Annotated in this window: 12 protein-coding genes and 1 tRNA gene; 6 read left to right on the top strand and 7 right to left on the bottom strand. The window is 63.2% G+C overall.

All coding sequences use genetic code 11. The features are described from left to right. Positions 1–9: 9 nt before the first annotated feature. Positions 10–933: a lytic transglycosylase domain-containing protein gene (locus BM125_RS01075; protein WP_245778744.1), complete on the bottom strand. Its 924-nt coding sequence runs from the start codon at positions 931–933 to the stop codon at positions 10–12. A 169-nt stretch (positions 934–1,102) separates the two neighbouring features. Here BM125_RS01075 and miaB point away from each other — a divergent pair, with 169 nt between their 5' ends. Further along, on the top strand, positions 1,103–2,449 hold the full coding sequence (miaB, locus tag BM125_RS01080; RefSeq protein ID WP_092404024.1) for a tRNA (N6-isopentenyl adenosine(37)-C2)-methylthiotransferase MiaB: 1,347 nt from the start codon (positions 1,103–1,105) through the stop codon (positions 2,447–2,449). Positions 2,450–2,589: 140 nt separating this feature from the next. On the opposite strand, the gene BM125_RS01085 is transcribed toward miaB, so the two are convergent. Then, complete coding sequence (locus BM125_RS01085; RefSeq protein WP_092404025.1) at positions 2,590–4,410, bottom strand: DUF885 domain-containing protein; 1,821 nt, start codon at positions 4,408–4,410, stop codon at positions 2,590–2,592. A gap of 240 nt (positions 4,411–4,650) precedes the next feature. Between BM125_RS01085 and BM125_RS01090 the strand changes: the two genes are divergently transcribed. After that, positions 4,651–5,496, top strand: coding sequence for a 23S rRNA (adenine(2030)-N(6))-methyltransferase RlmJ (locus tag BM125_RS01090; protein WP_092404149.1), 846 nt, complete (start codon positions 4,651–4,653; stop codon positions 5,494–5,496). Between the two features lie 58 nt (positions 5,497–5,554). Beyond that, complete coding sequence (locus BM125_RS01095; protein WP_092404026.1) at positions 5,555–6,058, top strand: Slp family lipoprotein; 504 nt, start codon at positions 5,555–5,557, stop codon at positions 6,056–6,058. Here the strand turns inward: BM125_RS01095 and BM125_RS01100 are convergent. The 4 genes from BM125_RS01100 to BM125_RS01115 all read right to left on the bottom strand — a co-directional run bounded on the left by BM125_RS01100 (position 6,052) and on the right by BM125_RS01115 (position 8,929). After that, complete coding sequence (locus BM125_RS01100; protein ID WP_092404027.1) at positions 6,052–6,987, bottom strand: cation diffusion facilitator family transporter; 936 nt, start codon at positions 6,985–6,987, stop codon at positions 6,052–6,054. The genes BM125_RS01095 and BM125_RS01100 overlap by 7 nt on opposite strands. A gap of 91 nt (positions 6,988–7,078) precedes the next feature. After that, positions 7,079–7,456, bottom strand: coding sequence for an MmcQ/YjbR family DNA-binding protein (locus tag BM125_RS01105; RefSeq protein ID WP_245778745.1), 378 nt, complete (start codon positions 7,454–7,456; stop codon positions 7,079–7,081). A 323-nt stretch (positions 7,457–7,779) separates the two neighbouring features. Next, positions 7,780–8,433: a L,D-transpeptidase family protein gene (locus BM125_RS01110; protein ID WP_245778746.1), complete on the bottom strand. Its 654-nt coding sequence runs from the start codon at positions 8,431–8,433 to the stop codon at positions 7,780–7,782. A gap of 103 nt (positions 8,434–8,536) precedes the next feature. After that, positions 8,537–8,929: a DUF6165 family protein gene (locus tag BM125_RS01115; RefSeq protein WP_092404030.1), complete on the bottom strand. Its 393-nt coding sequence runs from the start codon at positions 8,927–8,929 to the stop codon at positions 8,537–8,539. Positions 8,930–9,085: 156 nt separating this feature from the next. On the opposite strand from BM125_RS01115, the gene tsaA reads away from it, so the two are divergent. The 3 genes from tsaA to BM125_RS01130 all read left to right on the top strand — a co-directional run bounded on the left by tsaA (position 9,086) and on the right by BM125_RS01130 (position 10,374). Beyond that, entirely contained in the window at positions 9,086–9,583 is a 498-nt protein-coding gene (tsaA, locus tag BM125_RS01120) for a tRNA (N6-threonylcarbamoyladenosine(37)-N6)-methyltransferase TrmO (RefSeq protein ID WP_245778747.1), read from the top strand. Positions 9,584–9,699: 116 nt separating this feature from the next. Beyond that, positions 9,700–10,056, top strand: coding sequence for a high-potential iron-sulfur protein (locus BM125_RS01125; RefSeq protein WP_175497806.1), 357 nt, complete (start codon positions 9,700–9,702; stop codon positions 10,054–10,056). Between the two features lie 227 nt (positions 10,057–10,283). Continuing rightward, positions 10,284–10,374 (top strand) — tRNA-Ser (locus tag BM125_RS01130). Positions 10,375–10,771: 397 nt separating this feature from the next. On the opposite strand, the gene BM125_RS01135 is transcribed toward BM125_RS01130, so the two are convergent. After that, the gene (locus tag BM125_RS01135; RefSeq protein WP_092404046.1) at positions 10,772–11,671 is read right to left on the bottom strand and encodes a M48 family metallopeptidase; all 900 of its coding nucleotides are present in this window, start codon (positions 11,669–11,671) and stop codon (positions 10,772–10,774) included. Positions 11,672–11,684: the final 13 nt, after the last annotated feature.

The following is an 11,684-nucleotide window of genomic DNA, read 5'->3' on the forward strand; positions in this document are numbered from 1 at the left end:
CGCCCTGGCTCAGAGGGCCTTGCGGTAGCGATCACGAAGCGTGGCCACGCGTTCGACGTAGACCTGTGTTTCGGCGTACGGTGGCACGTCCGCGTATTTCTGCACCGCGGCCGGTCCGGCGTTGTACGCGGCCGTGGCCAGCCGCTCGTCACCGTTGAAGTTCTTCAGCATCCGCGCCAGATATTGCGCACCGCCGCGAATATTCTGCGCAGCGTCGAACGCATCGTCGACGCCAAGGTCGGTCGCCGTCCCCGGCATCAGCTGCATCAGGCCCTGCGCCCCCTTGCTCGAGAGCGCCATCGGATTGAACGCCGACTCGGCGTGGATGACCGCCCGCAGCAACGACTCGTCGACGCCGGACTCGGCCGCAGCCACGGCGACTTCGTCCCGGTAGGCATCGAGATTGAGGGCGGTACGGGCAAAATTGATGGTCGAATGCAGGTCGCAGGCGACACAGGTCGAGATGTAGGTGAAGAGCACCGCGAAGCGACCATCGCGCGGCCGTACGTTGGTGTATTCGGTGACCCCGCTGCTCCGCTCGACCCGGTATACCGCGCCACGCAGCACCCTCGGTGCCAGGCTGGCCGTGGTTGCGCTGGTCATGACCTTGTTGTCTGCCGGGGCTGGGCCGTTGGCCGGCGGTTCGATCCGGGGCACCCGCGCCGGAGCCGGCGCGATAGCGGCAGTCGAGGCGACGCCCGAACTGGCCGCACGAACATCCGGTCGCTCCTGATAGTCGACCTTGCGGCGGGCCTGGGCGCTGGTCGGCGCAGGCTTGCCGGCCTGATAACGGCCGATTGCCTTGCAGGCGGTGAACGAAGCACTCTTGTTCGTGTAGGCCACGCTGCCGCCTGGCCCCTCGCACTTGTACAAGGTGTCCGCGGCGGCATTGGTCGCGACCAGCATGAGCAGGGCCGCGAGCAAACCAAACACTGAATTTTCAGGTACTTGCAGCATATTCGTCATTAAACCATGGAACTACATGCCGCCGCCGCGACGGGCGTCCCGGAGCAGGCAACCTGCCCGGCCTGGCCAGCTTTCGCTGGCGGGCCTCAAGTCCAGTGCGTAAACTACTGGGTTTGCTGACAATTCTCCAGTTCCCATGGCCGGAAAGCTGTACATCAAGACCCACGGTTGCCAGATGAACGAGTACGACTCGGCGAAGATGGCCGACGTCCTCGGTGCGGCCCATGGCCTGGTCGTGACCGATGATGCCGCCGAGGCGGACGTCATCCTGATCAACACCTGCTCGATCCGCGAGAAGGCCCAGGAGAAGGTGTTCAGCCAGCTCGGTCGCTGGAAGGAGATCAAGCAGCACAAGCCCTCGGTGGTCATCGGCGTCGGTGGCTGTGTTGCCAGCCAGGAAGGCGATGCCATCGTCAGGCGCGCGCCATTCGTCGACCTGGTGTTCGGGCCGCAGACCTTGCACCGGCTGCCCGAGATGATCGAGGCCCGCCGACAGAGCGGCAAGCCGCAGGTCGATATCAGCTTCCCCGAGATCGAGAAATTCGACCGCCTGCCCGAACCGCGGGCCGAAGGCGCTTCGGCCTTCATCTCGATCATGGAGGGTTGCTCGAAATACTGCAGTTTCTGCGTGGTTCCGTACACGCGCGGCGAGGAAATCAGCCGGCCCTTCGACGACGTCCTTGCCGAAATCGCCCAGCTCGCCGAGCAGGGCGTGCGCGAGGTCAACCTGCTCGGCCAGAACGTCAACGCCTATCGCGGGCCGATGCACGATGGAGGCATCGCCGATCTCGGCCTGCTCATCCATGCCGTGGCCCAGATCGACGGTATCGGTCGCATCCGCTTCACGACCTCGCATCCGATGGAGTTCAGCGATTCCCTGGTCGAGGCCTATGCCAACGTGCCGGAGCTGGCCAATTTCCTGCACCTGCCCGTGCAGTCGGGCTCAGACCGCATCCTCTCGGCGATGAAGCGCGGCTATACGGCGCTCGAATACAAGCAGCGCATCCGCAAGCTGCGCGCGGTGCGGCCGGACATCTGCATCTCCTCGGATTTCATCGTCGGATTTCCCGGCGAGACCGAGGCCGATTTCGAGAAGACCATGAAGCTGATCGACGAAGTCGGCTTCGACCAGAGCTTCAGCTTCGTCTTTTCGGCACGACCCGGAACACCCGCCGCCAATCTCGCCGACGATACTCCGGCCGAGGTCAAGCACGCCCGCCTGTTGCGTCTGCAGGGCGTGCTCAACGACAACGCGCGCGCCATCAACGAGGCCATGCTCGGCACCACCCAGCGCATCCTCGTCGAGGGTCCAAGCCGCCGTGATCCGAATGAGATGACCGGGCGCACCGAAAACATGCGCAAGGTCAACTTCGCCGGCCATCCGCGCATGGCCGGCCAGTTCATCGACGTCCTCATTACCGAGGTGATGGCCAACTCGCTGCGCGGTCGCGTGGCGTTGGCCGGCAACGAGCAGGCCGCCTGAGCCGAGGTTCCGGATTGCCGCCACTCCGGAACCCGGACCGCAACCGGCCAGCACCAGCGCACTGAAGGGCCCGGCGGGAAGATGCCCGACTGGCGGCGCGGCGCGCCGCCATTGTCGTCAGCTAGCGCCCATGACCCTGATCATCCGGCCTTGGTCTTGGCGATCCAGTCGTCGATGACGCGCTCGAGCAGGGACAGCGGCAGCGCACCATGGCTCAGCACCTGGTCGTGGAATGCACCAAGCGAGAAGCGGTCGCCCAGTTCCTTTCGCGCCTTTTCGCGCAGGGCCAGGATCTTCAGCATGCCGGCCTTGTAGGCCAGGGCCTGTCCAGGGTTGACGAAGTAGCGCTCGATTTCGGCGGTCACGTCGCCTTCGCCCATGCCGGTGTTGTCGAGCATGTAGGTGATCGCCTGCTCGCGGGTCCAGCGCTTGTAGTGGATGCCACTGTCGACGACCAGGCGCACGGCCCGCATCATCTCGTCACGCAGACGACCGAGATTGTCGAGGGGATCCTGCTCGAAACCCATTTCCCAGGCCAGGCGTTCGGCGTACAAGGCCCAGCCTTCGGAATAGGCCGTGAACGGAAGCACGCGACGGAAGAACGGCACGCCCTGCAGCTCCTGCGCAATCGTGATCTGGAAGTGATGACCGGGAATGCCCTCGTGATAGGCCAGGGTGCGCATCGCGAATTTCGGCGTCTCGCCGGGATCGCGCAGGTTGGCATAGAACACGCCCGGCCTTGAACCGTCGAACGAGCCGCTCTGGTAGTAGGCACCCGGGGCGGTCTTCTCCGAGAAGGCCGGAACCGGCTTGACCTCGACACCGAGCTTCGGCCGCCGGTTGAAGGCATCGCCGAGCTTGGCATTGACGTCATCGAGGATGGCCTGGTACCGGGCGATCATCGCCGTCTTGCCTTCCGGCGTGTTCGGATACATCTGCTCGGGCTGGCGCGCCAGCTGCTGCACCCGCGCGCCGACACTGCCCTCGGTGAGGCCCTGCCCGCGCAGGATCTCATCCATCTCCGCGGAGATCCGCGCGACTTCGGCCAGGCCGAGTTCGTGGACCTGCTCGGGGGTCATGTCGGTCGTGGTATGGCTGCGCACGCACCAGGCGTAATAGGCATCGCCATCAGGCAGGCTCCAGGCCCCCTGGTTTTGCGTGGCCTTGGCCTGCAGGGTCGTGAAGTAGGCGATCAGCTCGCGGAACGCGGGATAGACGCTGGCCTCGATCGAGGTCTTGACCCGCGCCTTCAGGTCTTCGCGCGTCGCCGTGTCCATCGCATCGGCGGCAATCCTGTCGAGCTTCTCGCCGAAGCTCGTGTACAGCATGTTCTGCTCTGCCGGAACGCCGATGAAGCCGTTCATCTGTTCGAGCACCTTGTCGACGGTGAACTTCGGCGGAATGACGCCCTTGCCCTCGCGCAACTTCAGACCATCGATCACCTGCGAGAAATTGAGCGGGAACCGGTCGAGGCGGCTGATGTAGTTTTCGGCGTCCCCCGCATTGTTGACCTGGTGGGTCTGGGCCATGAAATTCGGCTGGCCCGACTGCACACCGAACATCTGGTTGACCGGGAAGTCGTGAAAGCGGAAGCGATCGCCTTCGACCTGATCGGCAAGGAAGAACTCCAGGGCATCATAGGAAAGCTTGCCTTCCTCATCGAGAGCGTCGCGGTCGTAGCGGTGCAGCATGTCGAGGTCGTCCTTGACCATGGCCGCCATGCGGTCGGCGTGGGCCGGGGATGCATCGTCCAGCTTGCCGCTGTAGAAATCGGCCCACGGCGGCAGGATGCGCATGCTGCTGAGCATTTGCGGGCTTTGCAGCGCGAACTGCCCGAACACGCGGGCGTAGAACCAGTCGATCTTGTACGGCTTGAAGTACCAGACATGGACGAAAGCGATACCGGCAAAGACGACCAGGACCAGGATCAGTCGAATCAACCACTTCAGCAGCTTCCTCACGCGGTGTCCCCTCTCTGCAGTTCAAACGCAAGCCTACCAGTCGAAGCGCCCGCTGATGCATGGCCATTGGTCACGCGTATCCGGTCGCATGGATGCGCGGCGAGTCGGGCCTCCGGCAGCCACGCCAGCCGCCCGCCAACGGGTTGATTTTTATACCCTTGCCGGACGCCCCTCGCACCCGGTATGTTGGCCGTGCAGACCGGCTGCCAATGCCGCTGGCGCACCGGAATTTCGACAGCCATGAATTATCGCCATGCCTTCCATGCCGGCAATTTCGCCGATGTGTTCAAGCACACGATCCTGATCGGGCTGATCGAGGCGCTCAAGGCCAAACAGACGCCGTTTTGCTTCATGGATACGCATGCCGGCCGCGGCCGCTACTCGCTGGACGGCTCGGAGGCCATGCGCACCGGCGAGGCCACCGACGGCATCAAGCGTCTGCTTGCAGCAACCCGGGTACCGACCCTGATGCACGTCTATGTCAATCTCGTGCGTTCGCTGAATGCCGGGCACGAGGAGCTGGTCGACTACCCCGGTTCCCCACTGATTGCCAGCCTGGTCATGCGCGAATCCGATCGTGGCATCCTCTGCGAATTGCAGCCTGACGAGTGCACGGCGCTGAAGGCGCTGTTTCGCGGGGACGCGAGGTTTTCCGTGCACGAGCGCGACGGCTACGGCGCCATGAACGCGCTGCTCCCACCCAGGGAGCGTCGCGGGCTGGTCCTGATCGATCCGCCATTCGAGGCGCAGGACGACGAATTCCGCATCATCGAGAAGGCGCTGGGCGACGCGCGCAAACGCTGGCCCACCGGCATGTATGCGATCTGGTACCCGATCAAGCTGCGCCAGCAGGTGCAACCCTTCCACCGCTGGTTGAGCCGGAGCGGATTCGCCAAGGTCCTCGCCGCGGAACTGCTCCTCCATCCCGACAACTCGGCGCTGCGCCTGAATGGCTGCGGCATGGTCGTCATCAACCCGCCCTGGAAGTTCGAGCGCCAGCTCGAGGAACTGTTGCCGGCGCTGAACGCCCTGCTCGCCCAGGGGCGCTACGGGCAGCACCGCATCGAATGGCTGGCGCGCGAGTGACGTGGGCCCGGACCGGGTGGACAATGTCGGCCGGACATCCAGCGGTAGAACGATAGCCATGGACAAGCGACGCGCGCCGATCATTGCGATTCCCGCGCTGGTGTCGTGCGCCCTGCTCTGCGCATGCGCCACACCGGTTTTCCGGGACGTCGACCACGCCGTCGAGGTCACCGCCAGCGACATCCAGCAGAACTCCGACGCCTACCGGGGCGCGGAGGTCGTCTGGGGCGGTCGCATCGTCGCTATCGAAAACCGCACCGAAACGACCGAAGTGGAAGTGGTGGCCTATCCGCTCGATCGCGACCAGCAACCGATGCCCGAGGCGCCAAGCCAGGGTCGCTTCATGCTGGTATTGCCCGGATTCGTCGAACCACTCGATTACGCAGCGGGGCGTCACCTGACCGTTCACGGCGTGCTTGCCGGAACCCGGGTCGGCCACGTGCAGGAGCGTGCTTATCTCTATCCGATGGTGCGCGCCATGGACGTCAAAGTCTGGCCCTGGGGTTTCATCTTCGACAAGAAGCCACGGATCAGCCTAGGTATCGGCGCCCGCATTCACTGATCCGGACCTTCGCCCGGGTCCCCGTCATCGATATCCGGCTCGAAGAAGCTGAAGCGCACTTGCGGAAACCGGCGTTTCAGTTCGCGCTCGACCGCGTTGATCTGGGCGATCATGCCCAGCGCGGACTCCTCGCCGCGCATCTTCGCCTTGATCGAGACCATGACATCGTTGCCGAGTTGCAAGGTCAGCAGGTTGTACACGCACTCGATCTCGGGCCGCTGGTCGAGGAAGTCGCACATCTGCCGGCGCGTTTCCGGATCCACGCTCTGGCCGATCAGCATGGCCTTGACCTCTACCGAGATGAAAATGGCGACGACGATCAGCAGGACACCGATCGCCAGCGTGCCGACCGCATCCCAGAACGGATTGCCGGTGATCATGGCTACCGAGACGGCCGCAAGAGCGAACGCGAGACCGAGCAGGGCGGCCAGATCCTCACCGAAGATCACGACGAGTTCGACCTGGCGCGTACTGCGGAACCATTGCCACAGGGTCCGGGTGCCGCGCGCCTTGTTGACTTCGACCAGGCAGGCACGCATCGAGATGCCCTCGACGATGATGCTGAACACGAGCACGCCAACCGCAATCCACGGCGATTGCAGCGGCTCGTCGCTGTGCAGTTTGTGCAGGCCTTCGTAGAGCGAGAACATGCCGCCGACACTGAACAGCATCAGGGCGACCAGGAACGACCAGAAGTAGACGGCCTTGCCATAGCCCAATGGATAGTCAGGAGATGGCGGCTTCTTCGCCTGGCGCATGCCGAACAGCAGCAGGATCTGGTTGCCGCAATCGGCCAGCGAGTGCACCGCTTCGGCGAGCATGGCACCGGAGCCCGTCAGTAGCGCCGCCACGAGCTTGGCCAGAAAAATCGCGAAATTGGCGCCGAGAGCAAAGAAGATCGCGCGCAGCGAATCACCCTGACCAGCCATGCCTACCTCGGGATACAGTGAAATTGCGCACTAGTCTAGACGAGGGTCCGGCGCCCGACGAGGGCCTCGGCTCGCCCGTGGTCGTTGCCTATCAAGGCAGGGTGACGCCGAGGATGCGCTGGGTCTTCTTCGGCAGTCCTGCGCGCACCAGTTCATAGGACTGGCGCACGTGGTTGGCGAGTTCGGCTTCGCTGAAGTGTTGGGTTTCGTTGATGCTGACCCAGTAGGCGCGCGCCATGTAGGGGGCACTCGAGATACCCGGCTGGTCGGTCAGTTCGAGGAATCGTTCCGGGCCGACCTTGAAGCTCAGGCGACCCCGTTCGGGCCCGATCGTGCAGAGAATGACGAACATCTTTCCCGAAACACTCCAGACCAGATCGACGTCCCACTTGATGGCGCGCGTGGCACCCGGCCAGTTCGCGCACAAGTCATCGAGTTGCTCGATGCTCATCCCCATCGACTCGGACATCAAGGATCCTCCACTCGGTTTCCGGCATGGTCATTCTTCGCCCATCCCGGGAGTGTAGCGTAGCCAACTGGAGTCGACGCGCATCGATCCGACCACGCCCGCCCGCATTCGTTCAGGCAGGAAAGCACCAGGCCAGCAAAATCCACAGGACGACCGCGATGAGCAACGCCGAGATCATTAGCCACGAGAGCACGTCGGCAATACGTCGACGTGCCCCCCTTTGTGCCCACTCCTCTCGCGTCCGCTTGCGGAACTTGGGAGAAACGAGCCAGATCACGGCTCGGCCACCTGTGCAGGCAGGGCCACGATTTCGAATGGCGTGATCAGCGTGTATCGATCAGATAGTGTCCGCCAACGACGCGGATACGTGGAACCCGTCGATCCTGCTCGAAGCGGGCGTACGCCGGTTCGAGTTCGTTCCAGAATGCATACCAAGGGGAATCCCGCTGCGCCTCGAGATCCGCGGGCTCGAGCCGGAACGGAAACGCATGGACGTCGAATGCGCTTTGGCCGCCGCGCAGTGCGGCCGCCGCCAATGTGTAGATCTCCTCGATGCCATCATCGCCCATTGCGTAACAGCCAATCGAGACGCACGAGCCATGCACCATCAGGAAATCACCGGTTCGTCCATGGGCGAGATCATAGGCGTTCGGATAGCCGAGGTTGAAAGCGAGATGGAAGCGGCTATTCGGATTGAGCTGGCGTGATGAGATCCGATAGAAGCCCTCCGGCGCCTGGTTGTCGCCCTCGCGCAACTTGGGACCGAGATCGCCGGAATAGGCGCAGACCGGATAGCTGCGAAACAGGACGAAGCGACCGTCCGTGTCCTCCACCCAGAGCTCGAGCAGCTTCTCGCGTTTGAAGATGCGCATGTAAACGGCCGCACCGAAACGCAGACCCAGCTTACCGAGGTCACTTTCCAGGTCCGGTCGCACACGCAACTCGGCAGCCCGGGCCCGGTCCTGCGCGACTGGCATCGTTCGCTCCATTGCAGTTCGTCCGGAAACCGCCCAGAACGCGGATATCAGGATCAGGCAGGCAACCGCGAGTAGCGCCGAAAGCGTGCGGCAGGCCCGCCCGTCAGCGATAGTTCTCGTAGGATTTTTCCTCGACCAGGGTCGAGCCGAGCTTCTCGTTGATCTCGCGCTTGTACGCGGCCCGGTCGTCGTTGCGGAAGTAAACCGCGCGCGCCAGCTCGACGAACTCCGAATCGAAGGCCTTGGCCTTTTCCTTGACCCGGATGTGGTCCTCGATATCCCAGAGCGCCTCGTTCACCGCCTTCAACTTTGCCCGCTCGGCGGCGATGTCGATCGCCGAGTGTGCATCGGCCGACCATGTTCTGGTCAGCAGGTCGAGTTCGGTGCGGACGTTGGCGAGCTTCTCGGGATTACCGATACGCTCGGCCTTGATTTCCAGGATCGTGATCTTGTCGATCAGTTCTCCATAGGAAACGGGTACGGCAATCTGGCTCATCGATGCCCAGCCTTGTTGGGGAAAACGCAATGGTAGGACGGAATGGCGGCCATGCGAACCATTTCACGACGGATTTTCAACGCGCTCACGATGCCGGTGCGGTCCCCGTGACAGACACGCTACCCTTGACGTTCCATCGCATCGAACACCCACATCGTGAAACCCATCGCCTTCGTGCGCTCGCCCTATGCCCGTCGCATCGACGCTCCGCACCAGCCAACTGTGGTCGAAGGCACCGAAACCGGCACCACCTCCGAAGCGCGCATCGAATTCGAAGCCGACATGCCCGTAGAGGCCTTTCGTGACCTGCAGGGCTTCCAGCGCATCTGGCTGATCTTCCGGTTCCACCGCAGCGAGGGCTGGAAAGCCGAAGTGCGCCCACCGCGCGGTGGCGGGAAGCGCAGCGTCCTCGCAACCCGCTCACCACACCGGCCCAATCCCATCGGTCTGTCGGCGGTCGAACTGCTCGGCATCGAGGACCGCGCACTGCGCGTCAGGGGTATCGACCTGCTCGATGGCACGCCGGTGCTCGACATCAAGCCCTACGTGCCCTATGCCGATTCATTTCCCGGCTCCGTGGCCGGCTGGATCGATGAAATCGATGCCGAGCAGGGAAGCCGTTCAGCGCCGGGACCACGCAGGCCACGCGGATAGGAATCAATCGCAGTTTCGATTCGCCTCGATCCTGTGTGTTCATGGATAATTGGGCGTCTACTGACCAAGCTCGAACGTCCGAGCGTCGAATGATCGACAACCTGCGAGGAAATGCCATGAGCAACCGGAAAACCGAAACCGCCGTGAATGATGGCCGCCGCCAGTTCCTGCAACTGACCGGCCTGGGCATTGGCGCGGTCGCGCTGGCCGCGGTGACATCGAAGACCGCGCGCGCCGAAGACCTTCCGCACCTGTCCCCCGATGACGCCACGGCCAAGGCCCTGGGCTACGTCGAGGACACGACCAAGGCCGACGCCGCCAAGTTCCCGAATCACAAGCCCAGCCAGGAGTGCCTGAACTGCAACTTCTACCAGGGCGCCGCCGGTTCGGCATTCGGACCCTGCACGCTGTTCCCGGGCAAGGCCGTCCACAGCAAGGGCTGGTGTTCGGCCTATGTGGCCAAACCCGCCTGACAACGACCGTACCTAACCTTGCAACAGAAAAGAGCCCCGCACGGGGCTCTTTTCATTTCCACGCCCTGAACATGCCAGTCCGGTCACCAGCCAGTCTGTGGCAACCGGGGCAAATCCAGCATGGAAATTCCACCCAGTCCCCGCACCATGGCGACGAACCAACGGACGCGGGTCTGTCACGGCTTGTCAGGCAGCACTGCTGCCCGTATCATTCGCGGCCCACTTCAGGAGAGGTGGCAGAGTGGTCGAATGTACCTGACTCGAAATCAGGCGTACGTTTATAGCGTACCGTGGGTTCGAATCCCACCCTCTCCGCCAGAATCAAAAAGAGCCCCGAATGGGGCTTTTTTTGATTCTGATGGTGTGGGGTGTGTGGACGAACCCACCGGTCGAAAAATTCGTCAGGAACGAATTTTGACAGCCGAAGGCTGGCCCGGAGCGCGCAGCGCGGAGGGTGAGGCTCAGGGATGAGCCGAACATATCCCACCCTCTCCGCCAGAATCAAAAAGAGCCGCGAAAGGGGCTTTTTTTGATTCTGCTGGTGTGGGGTGCGTGGACGAACCCACTGTTGACTCCGGGCGTCCCGCCCTGCGCCCTTCGGACCATCGCTGGCGCGATGTTCGCTTCGGCATCCTGCCTTCGTAGTGAAAAATTCGTCAGGAACGAATTTTGACAGCCAAAGGCTGGCCCGCTGCGTGCAGCGGCCCGAAGGCTCCTATTGCAGCGTGGGCGTGGTTCCGCAGAATTGCTGGCGCACTTTCATCGCTTCGCTCATCCAGCCGTTGAGCTGGCTGATCCGGGTGCCTTCGGCGGGGTGGGTCGACATGAATTCCGGCGGTTTCTGGCGACCGAGAGCGGCCATGCGTTCCCAGAGTCGCGGTGCTTCCTGCGGATCGAAACAGGCCGCGGCCGACAGCAGCAGACCGACGTGGTCGGCCTCCGATTCGTGGCTGCGTGAAAACGGCAGCAGGACACCATACTGCGTGCCGGCGCCGATCGCGGCCATGACCATCTGGCGCTGCCCGGGATCCATGTCGCCAGTCGACATGCTCGCGGCGATCGAGCCGATCTGGACCAGCTTTTGCTGAGCCATGCGTTCGCCACCATGACGGAGCAAGGCGTGCGCGATTTCGTGGCCCATGACGGCAGCGAGGCCATCTGAATTCTTCGCCACCGGAACGATGCCGGTGTAGACCGCGATCTTGCCCCCAGGCAGGCAGAAGGCATTGACCTGGTCGGACTCGATCACGCTGACCTGCCACTCGTAGGCGCCCCAGTCGGTGGATGCCGGAACGCCGTTGGTTTCGGCGAGATAGGCCTCGACCTTGGGTGCGGCCTCGACCAGGCGCTGGGCGATGCCATGGATCTGCTGCGGCAGGGGCCCGCTGCGAACCACCTGCGATTGCTGAAGGATTTCCTGGTAGGACTGCAGCCCCAGCGCCGCCTCTTCCTGCGCCGTGGTATCCAGCAACTGCTTGCGCCCGGTGAACGAGGCCTCGTTGCTGTGACTCAGGTAGTAGTAACCGAAATAGAGCCCGAACAGCAGGATCGGCCAAAGCTTGAGGCCGCGCCGGCTGGATTGCTGACCCGCAGATCGATTTCCGAACGGCCCCATGTCGAGATCCTCC

Origin of the sequence: Dokdonella immobilis, assembly GCF_900115085.1 — a bacterium.
Classification (GTDB): domain Bacteria; phylum Pseudomonadota; class Gammaproteobacteria; order Xanthomonadales; family Rhodanobacteraceae; genus Dokdonella; species Dokdonella immobilis.

Bases quoted from the DNA above. Each gene is read 5' to 3' on its own strand.
- BM125_RS01105 (WP_245778745.1), bottom strand. From the start codon at position 7,456: ATGTCCGAGTCGATGGGGATGAGCATCGAGCAACTCGATGACTTGTGC.
- BM125_RS01115 (WP_092404030.1), bottom strand. From the start codon at position 8,929: ATGAGCCAGATTGCCGTACCCGTTTCCTATGGAGAACTGATCGACAAG.
- BM125_RS01135 (WP_092404046.1), bottom strand. From the start codon at position 11,671: ATGGGGCCGTTCGGAAATCGATCTGCGGGTCAGCAATCCAGCCGGCGC.
- BM125_RS01110 (WP_245778746.1), bottom strand. From the start codon at position 8,433: ATGCCAGTCGCGCAGGACCGGGCCCGGGCTGCCGAGTTGCGTGTGCGA.
- BM125_RS01095 (WP_092404026.1), top strand. From the start codon at position 5,555: ATGGACAAGCGACGCGCGCCGATCATTGCGATTCCCGCGCTGGTGTCG.
- BM125_RS01100 (WP_092404027.1), bottom strand. From the start codon at position 6,987: ATGGCTGGTCAGGGTGATTCGCTGCGCGCGATCTTCTTTGCTCTCGGC.
- miaB (WP_092404024.1), top strand. From the start codon at position 1,103: ATGGCCGGAAAGCTGTACATCAAGACCCACGGTTGCCAGATGAACGAG.
- BM125_RS01090 (WP_092404149.1), top strand. From the start codon at position 4,651: ATGAATTATCGCCATGCCTTCCATGCCGGCAATTTCGCCGATGTGTTC.
- BM125_RS01125 (WP_175497806.1), top strand. From the start codon at position 9,700: ATGAGCAACCGGAAAACCGAAACCGCCGTGAATGATGGCCGCCGCCAG.